Here is a 22,509-nt window from a genome sequence, read left to right as displayed (position 1 = left end):
CTTTATTATTTCCTTTCAGTCTTATTTATAATCGTAGCAGAGCGCTTGGCTGTGTCTTCTTGAACCAATATTTCCTCCTCTGGATCGGCAGCAAATGATTTAAAATATTCTTCAACACTTTCACCATGCATAATCGCATCACGCCTAGCATATGCATAGAGTACAACATCCCCCTGTGGTGCGCAAATACGATTAGGTACAAATTCCTCTAAGGCTTTAAAAAATGCTGTATCGGCTTTAATAAGGACACGTGCATTTTGTACCTTTTTTCCCTTTACAATGGAATAAATCAACGCCCACGTAGGACGGCTATCCGTAGTGGAACTTTTGCGATATTTATAACGCAATTTGAATTTACTAATGAATTCTGTTTTATGTGCATATACACCATCAATCATGGCATATGGGATTTCCATTTTTTTAGTATAAAATAATACATTCTCTACAATCACTAATTTATCATCGGTTACAAGATATGTATACTGTGCAATAGCTGATTTTAAAATAACAAGTAAGGCTACAATCTCAACAAAATATTCGTCTAAAATAATAGCACCTTTTTCAATACTACGCATGGTTGTCCAAACCATGGCCCCTAATAATGCGATGACAAAAATTCCTACAATTATACTGGCACTACTGCTTCGCTTTGATTGCTCCTTATAAATTACATGCATTGTATGAACTCCTAAATTTTTAATTCAGATAAAAAAATAAATGTTGAAGCAGTACTAATGTACCACCTCAACATTTATTATAAGGTATTAAAAGCAATTATCTCAACCAGATTTTTATTTACCTGGGAAGAAAGGCCATACCATTGGAATGATTAAAATACTTACGATGAAGCATACAATAATCAATGGAACGCCTGCTTTAACATAGTCCATGAATTTGTATTGACCAGGGCCAAGAACTAATGTATTTGGAGGTGTACCTACAGGTGTATCGAATGCACAAGATGCAGCAACACCGATAGCCATCAATACTGCATGAGGGTCAGCGCCCATACCTTTTGCAATAGCAATACCAATTGGTGCTAACAAGGCACAAGATGCAGTATTAGACATGAACTGAGTCATTACGCAAGATAATAAGAATAATACACCTGTTGCAAAGTAAGGGCTAGGATCAGAACCCATTACGCCAAGAACTGCATTAGCAATTAATTGACCGGCACCGGATTTGTCCATAGCACCAGCAACTGGCATCATACCTGCAAATAAGAAAATTGTTACCCAGTCAATAGATGTGTAAGCTTGTTTTTCTTTTAAGCAACCAGTTAATACACAAGCGATAGCACCCATAACAGCTACTAAGCTTAATGGTAAATTAATACCAAAGTATGTTTTTAAAGGATCGCCTAAAATCATCAATAAGATAACGGCACCTAAAATTAAACCAGAGTATAATTGTTTCTTAGGATCGTTAGAAACATCTTCAGCTGATACTTCTTGTTCTACTTCACCAGCATCAGTAATTTCATGTTTAGGTAAGAAATATTTACCAATGAACATCATGAAAGCGATAGTCGCTACAGTCAAAGGAATACCAATCCAAGCAAATTCAAAGAAACCAAAAGGTTCGATACCAGCTTTAGCTAAGGCACCATTAACGATAATATTTGGAGGTGTACCAACCATTGTAATGATACCACCGATACCAGCAGCAAATGCTAATGGCATTAACTGACGGCTTGCAGGAATCTTAGCAACGGCACAAATACCAACAACTACTGGTAATAAAGCAGCGGCTGTACCAGTGTTCGATAAGAATGCAGACATAGCTGCTGTAACAGCCATGATAGCAAACATCAAACCATTTTCACTAGTCCCTGCTTTAGATACAACAGTTTCCCCGATTTTTTGAGCCAAACCAGTGTAGAATAAAGCACCACCAACAACGAACATACCGGCAAATAATACTACTGTACTATCAGATAAACCAGAAAAAGCTTCTTTAGAACTAATAATTCCCATCAAAGCTAACGCAATAGCGCCACCTAAGGAGGTAATAGCAAGTGGAATAATTTCAGTTACAAAGAAAACCGCCATAATAGCGAGTACGATCAACGTTTGTACTGCTACATCCATATTAGTCATCTCCTTTTAATACAACAATATTCACGATTTGTATTAATAAGCATCCTATTTTATGAATGATTAATTTAGCTTAGTTACAGTTATTTAATCTCATAAATTCTATCTTATACTAAGGACTACAAAAGATAAAGAATATAGGCAACTACAGCAATTGCGAGTGCCATACCTGTCGTTAAAAAAATACCTTCCTTAGTATTTGGATAGCCATAAAATAAGATTTCACTAATAAACCCCCGTCGATTAAAGAAAGAATACTTTTCTCGACGTTTGAACCATAACGCTTTTCGTTCTGGTCCAATAATTAAAGCAACTACTAAAAAAACAATAAGAGCCCACACGAAACAAATCAAAATTTTCAATTCTAAGGAGAACAAACCAAAATCACCTCTACATTACTAACTATAAATGCAATACGATTTATCGATATAGTGTTAACAATCCCCAAAGAATACTTCGAGCAGAACCTTATTGTCAAAGTATGTCTTCACATTACTGTAAATCGACAAGTAATAAACTATCTATGGGGAGGGAGAATCCTCCCCATAGTAGTTATCATATAAAATTTTACTTGGAACCTAACATTGCAAGCATAGTACCAGCTGCTACAGCTGTACCAATAACACCAGCTACGTTTGGACCCATAGCATGCATTAACAAGAAGTTACCAGGGTTAGCTTTAGCCCCTACTACTTGAGATACACGCGCTGCCATTGGCACCGCGGATACACCAGCAGAACCAATAAGCGGATTAGTTTTACCACCATCTAAGTAGTACATAAGTTTACCGAACAATACACCACCAGCAGTACCTGCGATGAATGCGATTAAACCTAAGATAATAATCTTAATAGTTTCGAATGTTAAGAAGTGTTCAGCATTCATTGTAAGACCAGTACCAGTTGCTAAGAAGATAGTAACGATATTGATCAACGCATTTTGAGATGTATCGGATAAACGTTCTGTTACACCAGATTCACGGAACAAGTTACCTAACATTAACATACCTAATAAGGAAGTGATGGATGGTAACAATAAAGAAATGAAAATAGTAGAAAGAATTGGGAACGCAATTTTTTCAAAGCGAGAAACTTCACGAAGCTGTTCCATAACTACTTCACGTTCTTTTTGTGTCGTGAATAATTTCATAACAGGTGGCTGAATCAATGGTACCAAGGACATATAGGAATAGGCCGCTACGGCAATAGCACCTAATAATTCAGGAGCCAATTTAGTAGCAAGGTAAATCGATGTAGGACCATCGGCACCACCAATAATACCAATTGCAGCTGCTTGAGGAGCGGTAAAACCGATCATCATAGCGCCAGCAAGAGCAACGAATACACCAATCTGTGCTGCTGCCCCTAAGAATAATGTTTTAGGGTTTGCAATTAATGGACCAAAGTCAGTCATTGCACCTACACCTAAGAAGATAAGTGGAGGGAAAATTTCATTAGCAACCCCAGCACTAATAAGAGCCATAACCCCTTCTTCAAAGCCATTGCGAGGGATATTGGCGAGAATACAACCAAACGCGATTGGAGAAAGCAATAATGGTTCGAATTCTTTAGCGAATGCCATGTACAATAATAGTAAACCTACTAAAATCATAACAGCATTACCCCAGTTGAAGTTTACGAACCCGCTGTCTGTCCAAACTGAAGTGACCGCCACGATAAATGCATCCATGTGTGATCCCCTTTCATAATTGAGAACAAAAATAACGATTTAATCAACATTTCACTACAAAATAGCTATTAGCCAAATACCACCATGTCTTCGCCAGTGGATACAGTTTGGTTAGCTGCTACGCGTACTTCAGCGATAGTACCGTCTTGTGGAGCAGCGATTTCATTCTGCATTTTCATAGCTTCAAGAACTAGCAAAGTATCACCTTTTTTAACGGCCTGACCAGCAGATACGTTAACGGATAAGATTTTACCTGGCATTGGAGCTTTAACTGTAAGTGCGCCAGCTGCTACTGGAGCTGCTGCCGCTTTAGGTGCTGGAGCTGCTGCAGGTGCTGGAGCTGCTTTAGGAGCAGGAGCTGCTGCAGGTGCTGGAGCTGCTGCACCAGTTGCTTTTACTTCATTAACTTCAACATCATATACAGTACCATTTACAGTTACGTTAAATTTTTTCATTTTATAATCCTCCAAACTTAAATTTCTCAATGTAATATGTTCCTTCTCACCATATTACAATTAACGACTCATGCGCAAGCGACCATCCAATTTCCAATTATGATTATTGATACTTGGACGAATACTAGCAATCTGACCGACCGAATAGCCCATAGCACTAATAGCACTAGCGATTACAGCAACTACTTCATCATTAACGGCCTTCTTCTCTGCCTTGCTCATGTTTACACCTCCTAGAAGTTTGACTAAATTCTACCACTTAGTCTGCCATCTAGTCTCCAATTGCGACTTGTTTCGCTTGGACGAATGGATGCAATTTGATCTGATGAGTAACCCATAGCTACGATGGCTCCTGTAATAGCGGCTACTACAGGTTCATCATTGGCTACCACTGGCGCTGCTGCAGTCACAGGAGCAGCGGCTGGTGCTACGTTTACTGGCTCTTTAGATTTTTTTTTTGTAGGGTCTAATTTATGAGTAATGACCATAATTAAACCTAACATAGCCAACACGGCAAATACGACAACCATATTAATTGTCATAAATAGCCACGGGTTCATAGTACCTTCGTTTCCTCCCATAATAAATTCCTCTTTCTAATTAATACAAAGAATAAGAATTGTGATACTCCAAATCAAAAACTAAGTTTTACCTTATTAAAAATTATAATGGAATATTACCATGTTTTTTAGGTGCCCGAGTTTCGCGTTTACTTGCAAGCATAGCGAGTGCATTGATAACCGCTGGGCGAGTAGCTTTTGGTTCGATAACAGCATCAACGAAACCACGTTCTGCTGCTTTGTATGGTGTAGCAAATTCTTCTACATATTTAGCAGTTTTTTCTTCTTTATCTTCGTCTTTTCTGAAGATAATGTTAGCAGCCCCTGCTGGGCCCATTACTGCGATTTCAGAAGTTGGCCATGCATATACTTGGTCAGCACCGAGGTCTTGAGAACACATAGCGAGATAAGAACCGCCGTATGCTTTACGAGTAATAACTGTAATCTTAGGCACTGTTGCTTCAGAGTACGCATATAGCATTTTAGCACCATGACGAATGATGCCGCCCCATTCTTGGTTAGTACCAGGCAAGAAACCAGGAACGTCAACAAAGTTAACGATTGGAATATTGAATGCATCACAGAAACGGATAAAGCGAGAAGATTTATCAGATGCATTAATATCAAGACAACCAGCCATAACTTTTGGTTGGTTTGCAATAATACCAACACTTTGACCATCAAAACGTGCGAAGCAAGTAATGATGTTTGTTGCATAGAATGGTTGTACTTCATAGTATTCACCATTATCTACAACAGAGGAGATAACATCTAACATATCATATGGCATGTTACTGTTATCAGGTAACAATGTGTTAAGTTCTTCAGATTCACGAGCAGGATCATCACCAGTTTCAACAAGAGGAACATCTTCCATATTGTTGCTTGGTAAGAAGCTTAACAAGTAACGAATCTGTTGCAAGCAATCATCTTCATCTTCAGCAGCAAAATGAGCTACACCAGATACACTGTTGTGAGCCATTGCACCACCAAGAGCTTCAGCTGTAACATCTTCTGCTGTTACAGATTTGATTACTGCAGGACCAGTAATGAACATCTGGGATGTATTTTTTACCATGTAGATAAAGTCTGTTAATGCAGGAGAATATACTGCACCACCAGCACAAGGTCCCATGATAACGGAAATCTGAGGAATTACACCAGAAGCATTGGTATTTTCAAAGAAGATTTTACCATAGCCAGCTAATGCATCAACAGCTTCCTGAATACGAGCTCCACCGGAATCATTGATACCGATAATTGGAGCACCCATTTTCATTGCTAGGCGTTGTACTTTTACGATTTTAGCAGCGTGCATTTCACCAAGGGAACCACCTTCTACAGTGAAGTCCTGAGCGAATGCATACACTAAACGGCCATCGATAGTACCAAAACCAGTTACTACACCTTCACCAGGAAGTTCTTTTTTCTCCTGGCCGAAGTTTACACAACGATGTTTTACAAATTGATCCAATTCAACGAAACTGTTTTCGTCAAATAACTTAGCAATACGTTCACGGGCAGTCATTTTGCCTTTACTATGCTGGGACGCAATACGTTTTTCGCCGCCGCCAAGTTTCACAACTTCCAACTTCTTGTGTAACAACTCAATCTTTTCTTGGACTGTTGCCATTACTACACCTCCATAAAGTTTTTATATAAATAAATTATATATCTTAATATTACTTCATTCTCTGGCAAAGTTCAAGAAGAACACCACCAGTTGCTTTAGGATGAATGAAAGCAATAGCAGATCCGCCCGCACCATAACGAGGTTTTTCGTCAATCATGCGAATCCCTTTAGCCATTAAGTCAGCAATTGCATTTTCAATGTTGTCTACACGAAGTGCAACGTGTTGAATACCATTACGACCACCATTTTTTTCAATGAATTTGCCGATAGGGCCATCTGGAGTTGTAGATTCTAAGAATTCTAATTCAGCATCGCCACATGGGAAGAAGCTTACTTTTACTTTTTGTTCTTCAACTACTTCATCTTCTGGAAGATGTTCAATACCTAATGCATTTTTGTAAAATTCTTTTGTTGATGCTAAATCAGTAACACCGATACCGATATGATCTACGTTCAATACTTTAAATGCCATAATAAAAATCTCCTTTTTTTCAACTGATACACCATCTAGGTTAGTAATCAATTAAATTTTCAACACATCTGCCAAGACTTTATTCACCACTGTATATGGATCATTTTCACGCTGATTAACAGCATTGACTTGGTTAGTAAATTCGTCGCTATTAACGACTACATTAGCAACACGTCGACCGATTTGTTCATTAATCATTGCAATGATTTCATCACGCGTTCTGTCTTTACGACGAACGGCTAATTCTTCGCTATCTTCGAGGAATTCAAAATGTTCATCCAATGCTTCAACAAGTTCATCTACGCCAACATCTTTACTTGCAATAGTTCGTTTAATTGGCGGACGCCACTTTAACTCACGGGAGTCTAAGTCCAACATCATTTCAATTTCAACATTTAGTTTATCGCAGCCATCGCGGTCGGCTTTATTAATGGCGAATACATCACCAATTTCTAAGATACCAGCCTTAATCGCTTGAATGTCATCACCTAAACCTGGTACAAGTACAACAAGCGTACTATCAGCATTTTTTACAATGTCAACTTCCGATTGCCCTACCCCAACGGTTTCAATGATAACTAAATCCATGCCAAATGCATCCATTAGTTTTACAACGTCAGATGTTTTCTTAGACAGACCACCTAAGCTACCACGAGTACCCATACTGCGAATGAATACATTTTCATTTAATGTTAAATCATTCATACGAATACGGTCGCCCAAGATGGCACCACCGGAAAACGGACTGGTCGGATCCACCGCTACGATACCGATTTTTTTACCTTGCTGTAAGTATTGTTTAACTACTTTATCAGTCAAAGTACTCTTACCAGCACCAGGAGCACCAGTAATCCCTAAGATACGAGCTCGGCCCGTTTTAGGATAAATCGCTTTCATAATGTCGATTGCATCATCATATTCGCTTTCGACTGCAGTGATGGCTCGCGCCAAGGCCAGTCGGGAACCATTTAACAGTTCTTTGACTAAATCCATGGGTTACACCGCCTTCTTAGTATAGTGGCAGGCTCAGACCTAATGAATCCGAGCCTGCTCCTAAAACATCTTATTTAACGTTAGCTTTAATAAATTCAACTACGTCGCCAGTTGGTGTGCCTGGTGTAAATACAGCTGCTACGCCAGCTTCTTTAAGACCTGGGATATCAGCATCAGGAATTACGCCACCGCCAACTACAAGTACATCATCCATGCCTTTTTCTTTTAACATGGAAACAATTTTAGGGAACAATGTGTTGTGAGCACCAGAGAGAAGACTTAGTGCAACTACATTAACGTCTTCAGACAAAGCAGCTTCAACAATCTGTTCTGGAGTCTGACGAAGACCAGTATAAATTACTTCAAAACCTGCATCGCGAAGTGCGCGAGCTACAACTTTGGCACCACGGTCATGACCATCAAGACCTGGTTTTGCTACTAATACACGAATACGTTTTTCTGCCATGATATATTACCTCCGAACTAATCGTTACGCTATCTTTACCTAGAAATTATAACGTGGAATGAGCTTGGTATTCACCAAATACTTCACGTAATACGTTACAAATTTCACCCAATGTTGCATATGTACGAACTGCATCAAGAATTAATGGCATAAGGTTAACATTTTCATCTTTTGCCCCTTCTTTAAGTGCTGCCAATGCTTTTTCTACTGCAGCGTTATCGCGTTCTTCACGAACTTTCTGAGTTTTCTTAGCTTGGTTAACACCTACGGAAGCATCTACACGAAGAAGACCTTCAACTGGTTTTTCTTCAACCTGGAATTTGTTAACCCCTACGATTGTACGAAGGCCAGATTCAACTTCCATCTGCCATTTGTATGCAGATTCTTGAATTTCTTTCTGGATGTAACCTTTTTCAATAGCTACTACAGCGCCGCCCATTTCGTCGATTTTGCGAATGTATTCAGCAGCTTCATCATAAATAGCATTAGTCATAGCTTCTACATAGTAGGAACCGCCCAATGGGTCGATTACGTCAGCTAAACCAGATTCGTAAGCAACGATTTGTTGAGTACGAAGAGCAACCTGTACGGAAGCTTCTGTAGGAAGTGCTAACGCTTCGTCACGGGAGTTAGTATGTAAGGACTGAGTACCACCCATTACAGCAGCAGCCGTTTGCAATGCTACACGAACGATGTTGTTATCAACTTGTTGTGCAGTAAGCATGGAACCAGCTGTTTGAGTATGTACACGAAGCATCATGGATTTAGCTTTTTTAGCACCAAAGCGTTCTTTCATGATAGTCGCCCATAAACGACGGGATGCACGGAATTTAGCAACTTCTTCAAGTACGTTGTTATGAGCGTTCCAGAAGAAGGATAAACGACCAGCGAAAGCATCAACGTCTAAGCCAGCTTTTAAAGCAGCTTCTACGTAAGCGATACCATCAGCGATTGTAAATGCGATTTCCTGAGCAGCTGTAGAACCAGCTTCACGGATATGGTAACCGGAAATGGAGATTGTGTTCCATTTTGGTACATTCTGAGAGCAATATTCGAAGATATTAGTAATCAAACGCATGGATGGTTTTGGAGGGAAAATGTAAGTCCCACGAGCAGCATATTCTTTCAGAATATCGTTCTGGATAGTACCCATCAATGCAGAAGCAGGTACGCCTTGTTTTTCAGCTACTGCAATGTACATAGCAAGAAGTACAGATGCAGGTGCATTAATTGTCATAGATGTGGAAACTTTACCAAGGTCAATGCCGTCGAAAAGAATTTCCATATCTTTTAAGGAGTCGATTGCTACCCCTACTTTACCAACTTCGCCTTCTGCCATAGCGTCGTCAGAGTCATAACCAATCTGAGTTGGTAAGTCGAATGCGCAGCTAAGGCCAGTTGCACCAGATTCGATAAGGTAACGGTAACGTTTGTTGGATTCTTCAGCAGTAGCGAAACCAGCGTACATACGCATTGTCCAGAAACGACCACGATACATTGTAGGTTGTACACCACGAGTGTAAGGGAATTCACCAGGGAACCCTAAATCTTTTTCATAGTCAAAACCTTCAATATCAAGTGGAGTGTATAAACGGTTATACTTCAAATTTTTGCGTTCTGGGAATTTCGCAATTTTTTCATTAACTTCTGCCTCATATTTGGCAAGATTAGCTTTTAGAGCTTCGTTAGCCATAGTTTTCATCATCCTCCTAAAAATACCTTACTTCTTCATGCTTCCTGTTTCAAGGAAACGTTTATGCCAAGAAAGAGCTTCATCAAGCAAAATTGGTGTATGGGCGTGTTTCGTTGCCACCAAAGCTCTTTCGAGGTAATCTTCTAACATTGGTTTATATTCTGGATTAGCGCAGTTCTTAATAATTAAGCGAGCGCGTTCTTCCGGAGCTAAACCACGGCAATCAGCGATACCTTGTTCAGTACAGAATACCATTACATCGTGTTCTGTATGGTCAATGTGAGAGCACATTGGAACGATAGAGCTAATTGCACCATCTTTGGCTACAGAGTTTGTACAGAAGATGGAGATATAAGCGTTTCGAGCGAAGTCGCCAGAACCACCAATACCATTCATCATTTTGCTACCCATAATGTGAGTGGAGTTTACATTACCAAAGATATCAAATTCAATCGCTGTATTCATAGCAATAACGCCAAGACGTCGAGCTAATTCAGGACTGTTCGAAAGTTCTTGCGGACGAAGAATAATTTTCTTCGAGTACAAATCAACGTTGTCATAAAAACGTTTTAATCCATCAGGTGATGGGGAAAGAGCGGTCCCTGAACATACTTCTACTTTACCAGCATCAATAAGGTCAAACATACCATCTTGAATTACTTCAGTAAAGATAGATAAATTAGTAAATGGACCTTGAGCCAAGCCTGTAATTACAGCATTCGCTACAGAACCTACACCAGATTGTAATGGCAATAAATTCTTAGGCAAACGACCATGTTTGATTTCATTTTCGAAGAATTCGATTAAATGTTGGCTCATTTTCTTAGCATCATCATCAATTGGTGCTAATGGACGAGTCTTGTCAGTAATGTCACATGGTACAATAGCTACGATTTTTTCTGGATCACATGGGATGTATGGAGTCCCTACGCGATTACCAGCTGCCGTAATTGGTAATGGCTGACGATATGGTGGATCCAATGGTTCATAGATATCGTGCATGCCTACCAAACTCATTGGTTGACTTACGTTGACTTCAACAATAACTTTTTTTGCTTGGCTAATGTAAGTTGGTGTGTTACCTACTGATGTAGAAGGAACAATCCCACCATCTTCACGGATGCATACGGCTTCTACGATAGCAATATCGCAATCGCCATAGAAACCATAGCGTACGTTTTGAGCTGTTTGACTAAGATGCATATCGCTGTAACGAACTTTGCCTGCATTAAGTGCTTTACGCATATCGCCATTCGTCTGATATGGGAATCGACGAGCAATACCATCAACACGAGTTAACGCACCATCGGCTTCATCACCAACAGAGGCACCAGTCCACAAGTCAATTTTGAATGGATCACTTTCCATTCTCTTTGCCAATGCCAAAGGAACTGCTTTTGGATAACCAGAAGGGGTAAATCCACTAATCCCAACATGGTCACCAGGGTTGATCAACAAAGCGGCTTCTTCTGCAGTTTTAATTTTTGCTTGAAGAGCTTCACCTTGCACGCGATCGAGGATGTTAATCATCACTACCATCTCCTTTTAAAGTTTGAATGACATTAAATTGTACTTCCGCATTCCAACACTATACATATTCGACAAAAGTTTAAAATATCCTCTTTTTTTGTGAATATTTTTTTATTTTTACCAACATTTTACTGTATCGAAAAACTTCCCTTTTATCGACATATTTAGATATTGATTAGAGAGTTATACTTCAAACTATGGCTAATATTAGAAGAATTAAGTCCCTTTGTCAACCAATATGATTAAACGGCATTTCATACGCAAAGAAAATAGGTATCATGATATTAAATCATGATACCTATTAAAAATCATATTAAATTGTTAACTTACATCAATCACAAAAAGTTTTCAAAGGTCTATTCTATCGGTATTTACGAAGTCTTATAGTTATTTTTCTTATAAGTATATAAGACAGCGGAAGCCCAACCTAATAGTTGCCAGAAAATAACCGATACTTGGTGACTGAATAAATCATGATCAAAAAGACCACTTATTGTAACCCCTACTACAACAGCGCCCATACCATATTTTACAATATTGCTAATTGTTGCTTTTGGCAATCGCAAAGCATACACAGCATGGCCATAAATAGCTGCAAAATAGAACAGCGCCCCAGGAAGCCCGATTTCAGCCAAAACATTTAGAAACATATTGTGAGCATGATAAATAACCACATCCGGTGCCTGAATATAATAATTATAGTGAGGGTATACAAACCAGAACGCATCCCAACCGATGCCTAATACAGGATAATCGACAATCATATAAGTCGTACTATCCCACAAGGCCCAACGCAATACAGCAGATGTATCATTACCGTCAAACAAAGACCACAGCCGTGATGCCACTTCACCATGATAGAAAAAGAGTATAGCTGGAATAGCTAATAAAGAAAGCAATAATCGTCGATCGATTACGATTCCCCAATAAATAATTACACAAGCAAAGCTAATCCAAATCGCTCGTGAGTAGGTTAATGTCATGCAAATTAAAAAGAATAATGATAAAGGTACCATCCAGGCCAATAGACGCCAACGCTTCTCCTTTAGCCCTTGGAATATACCTGTTCCAGCAACAGACAATACAATGAGCAAGTACTCACCAAATAAGTTTGGATTTTGCAAAGTTGCAAACATACGCCGTTTCAAAAGTGGAAAATGTTTAGCATCTACCCATTCCTGCAACAAATCCATAGACATAGTCATGTACTGATAGACCCCTACAATGCATACAATACAGGCAGACCATATAAAAATCCGCAAAAATGTACGCCATTGTTCAGGCTCCCTTAAATAGCGATAGGTAAGGAAATAAATGGCTCCATACATCCCCACATTATATAGCCAACTAAAAGCGGTAAACATCGGCCGGGTTGAAGCCAAAGAGGATAATAAACTCCATCCCATAAAACCCAACACACACCATTGTAACCAAGAAGCGGGCTTTGATAATGGACGATACCGTACTGTATCCCAAATACTGAGTACTAAAGCCAATACCACCAAAATATCACCTAATAATTGATGCAAAGGCATAACCAAGACAATCGCATATAGGAGTCTAGTAATATATTGTTTCAACTCTTGGCCCCTATCGAGGCAAACTGCGCTAGGCATATTACACCATTACTGAGCGTTTAACCATTGCTCAGCTTCCCCTAAAATATATAACGAACCAGCGACTACAATAATGTCCCCCGCTTTTGTAGTCTTCATGGCTCTCTCTAAGCCCTCAGTTACAGAACTAGCTGTTGAAACTTCGCTATGAATATGACTCGCCAATTCTTCAGGTGTACAAGACCGTGGTGTCGGAGCTGGTACCGTTATGACAGAATCCTTTGACCCTACTAATTGATCCACAACAGCCTGTACTTCCTTATCAGCTAAGACGGCTAATATCATCGTCTTTGCTCTATCTTTAAATAACTCTGTATAGGTCAAATGAAATGCTTCAGCCCCATTGGCATTATGAGCACCATCAAAGATAAAGAGACGATCTAATCGTTTCACAATTTCAAAACGACCAGCCCACTTAGCCCGTGCTAAGCCTTCACGCAATGTTTCTTCACTAATAGCTGAATCAGATTTCATAAGTACTCGTAATGCTTCAGCCGCACAAGCTAAGTTAACCGCTTGATGAACCCCAGCTAAGGTAGTAAAGAGCATATCCTTATGCCCTGCTTTATCTTCAAGCGTAATCATCTGCCCTTCAGGCATAGCACTACGACTCTTAATCGAGAAGTCTTCATTAAAGACCAAAATTTGAGATTTCAATTCCTTGGCTTTACTTCGAATTACTTCTAATGCACTGCTTTGTGCCGCTGTCACAACGGGTACCTTCGGTTTAATAATCCCCGCCTTATGAGTGGCAATTTCTTCTACCGTATTGCCACAATAAGCTTGATGATCAATGGTAACATTGGTAATTACCGCCACTTCTGGGGTAATTACATTAGTAGAGTCTAATAAACCACCTAGGCCCACTTCAATAACGGCATAATCCACTTCTTGCTCACGGAAAAACAGAAAGGCTGCCGCTGTTAATACTTCAAATTGAGTGGGCGGCTCTAAACCACCATCAACCAGCTTCGTTACTACCTCAGCTACTTTGGCAATCAATTCACCAAAGGCCTCTTCCGTAATAGAGCGACCATTCACACAAATTCGTTCTGTGTAACTAATCAAATGAGGCGACGTAAAACGACCAACTCTACGACCACTATGAGTGAGTACAGAATCTATCAACGCTGTTACAGATCCTTTACCGTTAGTCCCTGTAATATGAACTGTTTTATATGCTGTTTCAGGATTATCCATCGCCTGTAAGAGCGCCTCAATGCGCTCTAAACCAGGCTTAATTCCAAAGGGAACACAACTATCTAAATAGGCTACTGCCTCTGCATATGTCATGCTTTCCTCCTATAAGGTCTTAAGAAATTCTTCGCGTTCTGCTACGGCTTGCTGTTTCTGTTTATATTCAGCTAATTTCGCTTCTTCCTTAGCGACTACATCAGCTGGTGCTTTAGCTACGAAGCCAGGATTGCCTAATTTACCTTCTAAACGGGCAATTTCTTTCTTCAATGTTTCTTTTTCTTTTGTCAAACGTTCCCGTTCTTTAGTCACATCGATTAAATCTTTAAGTAATAGATATACTTCAAGCCCATTAACTACAGTAACGGTTGCATTTTCTGGTTTCGCATCCATAACGCCTAATACAGTAACTGTCTCAGCCCAACCAAGCGTTTTAAAGTAATCTTGATGATTATTCACTACATCACGCAACGATTCGTCAGTAAGCGCTAAAATAACAGCACTTCGTTTACCCATTGGTACATTCATTTCTGCACGCATGTTACGAATTCCTTTAATGGCATCCATCATAATAGACATTTGAGCCGCACTAGCACTTTGATCACCAAACGGCAAGGCTGTAGGCCATGGCGCAACAACAATGCTTTCACCTTCATGTGGCAAGTGTTGCCAAATATGTTCGGTAACAAATGGCATAAATGGATGTAATAATTCAAGCATATGTCGTAAAATTGTAACCAATAAATACTGTACTACAGCACGGTCACGGCCACCTTCTTTATTATAAAGACGTGGTTTAGCCAATTCAATAAACCAGTCACAATAGCTATTCCAAATAAAGTCGTATACAGCAGAAGCCGCTTCACCCAATTCAAATTTATCTAGGTTCGCAGTAATGGTTGCTACTGCTTGATTATATGTATCAATAATCCAACGATCAGCTAACGTGAGATCGTCTTCTGTAGGTACAAAATTAGGATCATAATTATCTAAATTCATAAGAACAAATTTAGAGGCATTCCAAATCTTATTTGCAAAATTACGATTAGCTTCTACACGTTCCATATAAAAGCGCATATCATTACCTGGTGTATTGCCTGTTACTAAAGTGAAACGTAAAGCATCAGCACCATATTCATTAATCACGTCAAGTGGATTAATACCATTGCCCAAAGATTTACTCATCTTACGGCCCTGGCTATCACGAACTAGCCCATGAATAAATACATGTTTAAATGGAATTTCTTGTTTAAATTCAAGGCCCATGAAAATCATACGCGCTACCCAGAAGAAGATAATGTCATACCCTGTTACCAACACGCTCGTTGGGTACCAGTGTTTAAGTTCGTTTGTTTCTTCTGGCCACCCCATAGTCGCAAACGGCCACATAGCAGAACTAAACCAAGTATCCAATACATCTTCATCTTGATGTACATGACCACCACATTTAGGACATACATCAATATCTTCACGAGATACGGTAATTTCACCGCAATCATCACAATACCAAGCAGGAATTCGATGCCCCCACCATAATTGACGAGAAATACACCAATCGCGAATGCCTTCTAACCAGTTAGTGTATGTCTTCGTGAAACGTTCTGGCACAAATTCAATGGCTTTATCTTGTACAACTTTAAGCGCTGGTTCTGCAATAGGTCCCATCTTTACAAACCACTGTTTTGATACAAGCGGTTCTACAATCGTATTACAACGAGAACAATGACCAACACTATGATCATGGTCTTCAATTTTTACAAGTAAGCCTTGTTCTTTTAATTCAGCTACCACTTGTTTACGCGCTACTTCGCGAGTCAAACCTTCAAAATGCCCCGCTTCACTATTCATAGTGCCATCAAGATTCATAACAATGATGGACTGTAAATTATGACGTTGCCCCATTTCAAAGTCATTAGGGTCATGGGCTGGTGTAATTTTTACGCAACCAGTACCAAAGCTAGGATCTACATAATCATCAGCAATCACTGGAATTTCACGGTTAACAAATGGTAATAATAAGGTTTTACCAATGATATCTTTATAACGGTCATCCTCAGGATTAACAGCCACAGCTACGTCACCAAACATTGTTTCAGGTCGAGTCGTAGCTACCGTTACATAACGGCCGTCTTCACCTACTACCGGATAATTTACATACCATAAATGACCTGCTTCATCACTATGTTCTACTTCAATATCACTAAGTGCGGTATGACAACTTGGACACCAATTCGTAATACGTTCGCCTTGATAAATTAAGCCTTTTTCATATAAGCTAACAAATACTTCCCGAACCGCTTTATAATAGCCATCATCTAAGGTAAAGCGTTCACGAGACCAGTCACAAGAAGCCCCTAAACTACGAATTTGTTTAACAATTGTGCTACCGTATTCTTTTTTCCATTCCCACACACGTTTAACAAATTCTTCGCGCCCTAAATCATAGCGACTTTTGCCTTCTTCTTTCATAAGATTTTGTTCAACTTTAACCTGAGTTGCAATCCCGGCATGGTCAGTCCCTGGCATCCAAAGAACATTATAACCTTGCATACGTTTGAAACGAATCAAAATGTCTTGTAAGGTATTATCTAGGGCATGCCCCATATGCAATTGTCCTGTTACATTTGGTGGTGGTAATACAATACTATATGGTTTCTTATTGCTGTCTACTTCTTCATGGAAGTACCCTTGTTTCTCCCAAAATTCATACCAATTCTGTTCAATCTCTCCTGGATTGTAAGTTGTTAAATTTTTAAACTCACTCATCACAAATTCCTCCTATATCGTATATAAAAAAGCCCTTTCGTCCATTAGGACGAAAGGGCTTAACTTCCGCGGTACCACCTAGATTATTGCCGTAGCAATCACTCATTACCGTTAACGGGGTTAGCCGGACAAAACTACGCATTACAACGCTCAAAGTAAGCTACTTATACTTATAATATATACAATACATTCACTTACGCATCCATGTAACTTCATCTCATCAGCTCCGAGGCTACCCTCTTCTATTCACGTACGTTGCTCTCACCTTATCAACGCTCTCTGCCACGCTAGGAGAAGATTTTTCCTCATCGACGCTTGCTCTATATAAGAGTATTTCTAACTCTCATAATAACTAAAAAAAGAAAGTCTGTCAATTTACTTTTCAAAAGTAATCAAACAGACTCTCCTAATCATGTGTGACTAATTATTTTTTCATCACCTTCGCTACCATCCACAGACTCACTTCATAAAGAATAATCATCGGCATAGCAATCATAGTCTGTGAGAACATGTCTGGAGTCGGTGAAATTAAACCACCAATAACAAAGGATAAAAATAAGAAGATTTTACGTTTAGACCGCAAAAAGGCAGAGGTAATCAAATTTAATTTTGCCATAATAATCATGACAATTGGCAATTCAAAAATTAAACCAAACGGCAAAACAAAGGCAATGACAAAATCAATATATTGACCAATGGAAAATAAAGGTTGCAATTCATCGGTAGCAAAGCCAATAAAAAATTGAATCGCCACGGGTAATACCAACGCATAAGAGAATAAAATTCCCATAATAAATAATATAATAGCAAATGGTAAAAACCAATTCGTCAATTGCTTTTCTTGTTTGGTTAAGGCCGGAATGACAAAGGCCCACACTTCATATAACCAAATTGGTGAAGCTGCAATAAGCCCCGCTACTAAAGCGACTTTCATATAGGTAAAAAAGGCTTCAGTTGGTCTCATATAATACAGTTTACCCGCTGGAGCTATAATGATAGCCAATATATCATCTACATAATAATAGGCTACACAAAAGCCTACCAAAATAGCGATAGCAGAAATAATAATTCGTTTACGAAGTTCACCTAAGTGCCCAACCAAAGACATCGCCTTATTCTCAGCCATAATTTGCTCTTCTAAGGGCGTATACTGTGGCTCTATAGCTTCTAAATCTACATCGGCTATGGCTTTATTTTCCGGCGAAGTTTCCACCGTTTCTCCGAGGCGAACTCGCTCTGCCGCTTTGAGGCGTTCTTTTTGCGCCAACACACTATTCAAGGAAGGCTTTCGTTTCGGGTCATTAAAATCTCGTACCTGAAACGATTCCATAATTTACACCTTTCTATGAGCCAACGAATCTAATACCTCATATAATACTGACTTACCAGCAAATTCCGGCAATGCAGCTAAAGCGGTCGTCGCTTGTTCACGATAAGTAGCTTCTAAAGCTTCTGCCTTAGCCACACCACCTTGAGCCGTTACATACTCAATCAATTCATCAGCCGCTTGGCCTCCTGCAATGGCATGCACAGTATCTGTAATATATTGTTCATTCTCTTTTGTAATGATAGATAATAACGGATACGTAATGAGCCCTTCTCGCAAATCTTTACCTACCGGTTTACCCGTGGTATCCGATGTCGCACAGTAATCCATAATGTCATCGGTAATCTGGAATGCCATACCAAGACCATGACCATATTGTTTCAACAATGTGGTTTCTTCGGACGTCCAATCACCCAAAATACCGCCTAATTCTAGACAAGCTTCAATAAAGTCAGCAGTTTTCTTTTGTGTCTTAGTTAAATAGCGCTCTGTCCCTTGGGTAATGCAAAATACATCTTCCATTTGCATAAATTCCCCTTCTACTAATGCAGAAATAATAAAGGAGAATACCCTTAAACACGCTACGGATTCAATCTGTGCCACTACATCAAAGGCTTTGGCAAATAAATAGTCACCACTTAAAATGGCTACTTTATTGCCTTTACTACAATGAATAGCTGGTGCACCACGACGGACAGCCGCTTGATCGAGTACATCATCGTGAATTAATGTCGCTAAATGTAGCATTTCCACAGCCGCTGCAATGGGAATTCGTTTTTCTTCCGGTGCATTACCTGATCCCGCAATCAATAAGCATAGGCGTGCCCGTAAACGCTTACCACCCGCTGCTGATATGGGGCGAATTAATTGATTAAAATCTTCTGAGCCTGTGTTTAAGGAGTCCGCCAAATAGGCTTCCACCTTAATGAGGTCAGCTTTTACTTGTTCAATTAACGCCATCTCTCTCATCAAACTCATTCTTCGCCCCCTACAATCACTTGATTAATACGACTCAATAGCAACTCACGGCCTGTATGTTTTAACGAACTATACGGAATGGCTGGCGTTTCACAAGGGAAATTCTCTTTAATAAAACGCATATTTTGTTGCCGTTCTTTGCTGTTTAATTTGTCAATTTTAGTTACTACAATCTGCAATGGCACCCCTGCCTGACGTAACCAATTAAAAGCTTCTTGATCAATCGGCAATTCAGGATGGCGACCATCTACTAATAAACAGAGCAACATTAATCGCTCTGAATTTAAAATATAATCGGCAATAAAAGATGACCAAATATTGCGATTACTTTTATCTGTCTTAGCATAGCCATACCCAGGTAAATCAACTAAGAACCATTCATAGCGACGTTCTTCAGTTTCGCTAAGATCTTCTTTAGACGTAATCGTAAAGAAGTTAATCGTCTTAGTTTTACCTGGCTGACCACTTACTAAGGCCAAGCCACGATGATTACACAAGGAATTAATAAGGGATGATTTGCCTACATTAGAACGTCCTAAAAAAGCAACTTCTACTGTATCCCCTTCAGGATACTGGTCAGGACGCACCGCTGATGCCACGTAATTAGATGCAATAATACGTGGCCCCTTTGGTTCTTTGCGCGTATATATAGGTTGTGGTTTTTTAACTGATTTCTTCTTCTGTTTCATCATTTCACAAATGCTCTAGCTAATACTTCATCCATCGTTTTAACTGGCGTAATTGTTAACCCTTCAATGACAGAGGTTGGCATTTCTTCAAGGTCTTTAATATTACCATGGGGAATTAAAACTTCTTTAATGCCATAACGTAAAGCAGCCAATAATTTTTCTTTTAAGCCACCAATCGGTAATACACGACCACGTAAGGTAATTTCACCAGTCATAGCCAAATCAGAACGTACTTTACGGCCTGTCAAAGCTGATACAATAGCCAATGTCATAGTAATACCGGCCGAAGGACCATCTTTAGGTGTCGCACCTTCTGGTAAATGCACATGAAGATCCATCGTCTTATGGAAATCTTCCGGAATTTTTAATTCTTTAGCATTATGACGAATATAGGACAAGGCTGCTTGACCCGATTCTTGCATAACTTTACCTAAGCTACCAGTTAAGGATAATTTGCCAGTCCCTGCCATAGTTGTTGCTTCACAAGGTAATACTACACCACCTACAGAAGTCCACGCAAGACCACAAACAAGACCGACTTGTGCATTTTTTTCACGTTCTTGTTCTAAATAAATAGGGGCCCCTAAATAATTAGACAAATTCTTAACCGTTACTTTAGGTGTTGCTTCAGAACCACCAATAATTTCAAAGGCCAATTTACGGAATACTTTAGCAATCGTTTTTTCCAAACGACGAACACCCGCTTCTCGAGTATATTCGCTAATAATTTTACGTAGCACTGCATCAGACAATTTAACAGAATGACCTGTTAAGCCATGTTTTTTAATTTGTTTAGGTACTAAATAACGTTTAGCAATTTCTAATTTCTCATCTTCCATATAGCTGGTAAGTTCAATAACTTCCATACGATCCATTAAGGGCGCTGGAATATTACCAGGTACATTAGCTGTTGTAATCCAAAATACGTCAGAGAAATCAAATGGAATTTCAATAAAATGATCACTAAACGTAGAATTTTGCTCAGGATCTAGCACTTCTAATAAGGCAGAGGATGGATCCCCTTTATAATCAGAGGCTAATTTATCAATTTCATCAAGCAAGAATACAGGGTTACGAGTACCAGCATTCTTAAGCCCTTGAATCATACGTCCTGGCAACGCACCAATATAGGTACGACGATGACCGCGAATCTCAGCTTCGTCGCGAACGCCACCAAGTGAAGCACGGATAAATTTACGATTCATTGCTTTAGCAATTGAAGTCGCTAAGGATGTTTTACCAACCCCCGGTGGTCCTACTAAACAAAGAATAGATCCACTTTGCGCATTCGATAATTTACGAACAGCTAAGAATTCCAAAATACGTTCCTTTACTTTTTTAAGACCATAGTGATCTGCATCAAGAATGTTAGCCGCTTCCGCAATATCAAGACGGTCTTCACTTTCTTTATCCCATGGTAAGGAAAGTACCCAATCTAAGTAATTACGCAAAATGTTGGCTTCTGGCATCATAGCCGGCATACGGCTATAACGACTGATTTCTTTCTCAATTCGTTCCCGTACTTCGTCTGATACTTTGAGCTTCTTAAGCTGTTCACGTAATTCTTCTGCTTCTTCATCAGGGTCTGATTTATCCCCTAATTCATTGTGAATCACGCGAATTTTTTCACGCAAAAAGTATTCTTTCTGTGCTTTTTCCATTTGCTGGCGCACCTGATTATTGATAGAATTTTCCAAATCAGAGATTTGTAACTCCATATTTAGCGCGCCTACTACCATATTTAAACGACGTAATACGTTAAGTTCACTTAAAAAACTCTGACGCGTTACTAATTCTGTTTGTAAAAATTGTACAATCTGGTCAGCCGTTTCCGATGGCTCTGTACGTTCCATAACGCGACGAATTTCATCGTCAGTAACCATCTTCGTTTCTTCTGCCCATTTCAAAAAGTTAGATTGTGCTAAACGACGATAAGCTTCTGTTTCCACTTGATCATCATATTGTGAAACTAACGTTTCCATCGTAGCACGATAGTAGGTACCACTTTCGTCAATATCCACTACTTTAGCACGGGTAATCCCTTCTACTAAAATTCGTACCAGCCCACCTGGCAAACGAAGCATCTGTTTAATTTTAACAATCGTTCCCACTTCAGCAATATCTTGCTGCGTTGGATTTTCCACTTCATCATCTAACTGTGCAGAAACGGCCAATAAACGTTCATTAGCCATAGCTTCTTCAACAGCGCGAATGGATTTATCACGACCAATATCGAGTCGTACTTCTACTTTAGGAAATACTACCATGCCCCGAAGTGGCACTAAGGGCAACGAAAAATTCGTTTCACTCATATAGGCTCCTTTTCAAGTTTATATTTATAAAAAGAAA

20 protein-coding genes and 1 other annotated feature are annotated in these 22,509 nt (G+C 39.4%); all 20 genes read right to left on the bottom strand.

All coding sequences use genetic code 11. The features are described 5' to 3' along the window. Positions 1-5: 5 nt before the first annotated feature. The gene (locus DYE54_RS09530; RefSeq protein WP_245935717.1) at positions 6-677 is read right to left on the bottom strand and encodes a PH domain-containing protein; all 672 of its coding nucleotides are present in this window, start codon (positions 675-677) and stop codon (positions 6-8) included. A gap of 114 nt (positions 678-791) precedes the next feature. After that, on the bottom strand, positions 792-2,093 hold the full coding sequence (locus DYE54_RS09525; RefSeq protein ID WP_115310999.1) for an SLC13 family permease: 1,302 nt from the start codon (positions 2,091-2,093) through the stop codon (positions 792-794). Positions 2,094-2,218: 125 nt separating this feature from the next. Further along, positions 2,219-2,476 (bottom strand): hypothetical protein, encoded by a 258-nt coding sequence (locus tag DYE54_RS09520; protein ID WP_115310998.1) that lies wholly within the window; start codon positions 2,474-2,476, stop codon positions 2,219-2,221. A gap of 190 nt (positions 2,477-2,666) precedes the next feature. Beyond that, a complete protein-coding gene (gene mmdB, locus DYE54_RS09515; RefSeq protein ID WP_115310997.1) occupies positions 2,667-3,788 on the bottom strand; it encodes a methylmalonyl-CoA decarboxylase subunit beta in 1,122 nt (373 codons plus the stop codon). Positions 3,789-3,856: 68 nt separating this feature from the next. Then, positions 3,857-4,243, bottom strand: a complete 387-nt coding sequence (gene mmdC, locus DYE54_RS09510) for a methylmalonyl-CoA decarboxylase subunit gamma (protein ID WP_115310996.1) — start codon at positions 4,241-4,243, stop codon at positions 3,857-3,859. A gap of 60 nt (positions 4,244-4,303) precedes the next feature. Next, positions 4,304-4,465 (bottom strand): methylmalonyl-CoA decarboxylase subunit epsilon, encoded by a 162-nt coding sequence (gene mmdE / locus DYE54_RS10180; protein ID WP_172460590.1) that lies wholly within the window; start codon positions 4,463-4,465, stop codon positions 4,304-4,306. Positions 4,466-4,488: 23 nt separating this feature from the next. Next, entirely contained in the window at positions 4,489-4,824 is a 336-nt protein-coding gene (mmdD, locus tag DYE54_RS09505; RefSeq protein ID WP_115310995.1) for a methylmalonyl-CoA decarboxylase subunit delta, read from the bottom strand. An 82-nt stretch (positions 4,825-4,906) separates the two neighbouring features. Next, the gene (gene mmdA, locus DYE54_RS09500; protein WP_115310994.1) at positions 4,907-6,436 is read right to left on the bottom strand and encodes a methylmalonyl-CoA decarboxylase subunit alpha; all 1,530 of its coding nucleotides are present in this window, start codon (positions 6,434-6,436) and stop codon (positions 4,907-4,909) included. A 49-nt stretch (positions 6,437-6,485) separates the two neighbouring features. Continuing rightward, positions 6,486-6,908, bottom strand: a complete 423-nt coding sequence (gene mce / locus DYE54_RS09495) for a methylmalonyl-CoA epimerase (protein WP_115310993.1) — start codon at positions 6,906-6,908, stop codon at positions 6,486-6,488. Between the two features lie 51 nt (positions 6,909-6,959). Continuing rightward, positions 6,960-7,901 carry a methylmalonyl Co-A mutase-associated GTPase MeaB gene (gene meaB / locus DYE54_RS09490; protein WP_115310992.1) on the bottom strand — a complete coding sequence of 314 codons (942 nt, stop codon included), beginning with the start codon at positions 7,899-7,901 and terminating at the stop codon, positions 6,960-6,962. A gap of 70 nt (positions 7,902-7,971) precedes the next feature. After that, entirely contained in the window at positions 7,972-8,367 is a 396-nt protein-coding gene (locus DYE54_RS09485; protein WP_115310991.1) for a cobalamin B12-binding domain-containing protein, read from the bottom strand. Between the two features lie 46 nt (positions 8,368-8,413). Continuing rightward, positions 8,414-10,060 (bottom strand): acyl-CoA mutase large subunit family protein, encoded by a 1,647-nt coding sequence (locus DYE54_RS09480; protein WP_115311136.1) that lies wholly within the window; start codon positions 10,058-10,060, stop codon positions 8,414-8,416. Between the two features lie 27 nt (positions 10,061-10,087). Continuing rightward, positions 10,088-11,590, bottom strand: a complete 1,503-nt coding sequence (locus tag DYE54_RS09475) for an acetyl-CoA hydrolase/transferase family protein (protein ID WP_115310990.1) — start codon at positions 11,588-11,590, stop codon at positions 10,088-10,090. Between the two features lie 371 nt (positions 11,591-11,961). Further along, positions 11,962-13,170 carry an O-antigen ligase family protein gene (locus DYE54_RS09470; RefSeq protein ID WP_340148305.1) on the bottom strand — a complete coding sequence of 403 codons (1,209 nt, stop codon included), beginning with the start codon at positions 13,168-13,170 and terminating at the stop codon, positions 11,962-11,964. 45 nt (positions 13,171-13,215) lie between these two features. Next, on the bottom strand, positions 13,216-14,499 hold the full coding sequence (locus DYE54_RS09465; RefSeq protein WP_115310988.1) for a bifunctional folylpolyglutamate synthase/dihydrofolate synthase: 1,284 nt from the start codon (positions 14,497-14,499) through the stop codon (positions 13,216-13,218). A 9-nt stretch (positions 14,500-14,508) separates the two neighbouring features. Next, entirely contained in the window at positions 14,509-17,166 is a 2,658-nt protein-coding gene (locus DYE54_RS09460; protein WP_115310987.1) for a valine--tRNA ligase, read from the bottom strand. Between the two features lie 42 nt (positions 17,167-17,208). Further along, positions 17,209-17,487 (bottom strand) — a binding site (T-box leader). A gap of 103 nt (positions 17,488-17,590) precedes the next feature. Further along, a complete protein-coding gene (gene tatC / locus DYE54_RS09455; protein ID WP_115310986.1) occupies positions 17,591-18,496 on the bottom strand; it encodes a twin-arginine translocase subunit TatC in 906 nt (301 codons plus the stop codon). A 3-nt stretch (positions 18,497-18,499) separates the two neighbouring features. Continuing rightward, a complete protein-coding gene (locus DYE54_RS09450) occupies positions 18,500-19,471 on the bottom strand; it encodes a polyprenyl synthetase family protein (protein WP_115310985.1) in 972 nt (323 codons plus the stop codon). Next, positions 19,468-20,160 carry a ribosome biogenesis GTP-binding protein YihA/YsxC gene (yihA, locus tag DYE54_RS09445; RefSeq protein WP_115311135.1) on the bottom strand — a complete coding sequence of 231 codons (693 nt, stop codon included), beginning with the start codon at positions 20,158-20,160 and terminating at the stop codon, positions 19,468-19,470. Before yihA ends, DYE54_RS09450 begins: the two co-directional genes overlap by 4 nt. Continuing rightward, a complete protein-coding gene (lon, locus tag DYE54_RS09440; RefSeq protein ID WP_115310984.1) occupies positions 20,160-22,472 on the bottom strand; it encodes an endopeptidase La in 2,313 nt (770 codons plus the stop codon). The genes yihA and lon overlap by 1 nt, the downstream gene beginning before the upstream one ends. Between the last annotated feature and the right edge of the window lie 37 nt (positions 22,473-22,509).

It is taken from the genome of Veillonella criceti (genome assembly GCF_900460315.1).
Taxonomy (GTDB): Bacteria; Bacillota; Negativicutes; order Veillonellales; family Veillonellaceae; genus Veillonella_A; species Veillonella_A criceti.
Note: the sequence above shows the minus strand (reverse complement) of the source record. Positions and strands in the feature narration are given on the sequence as shown.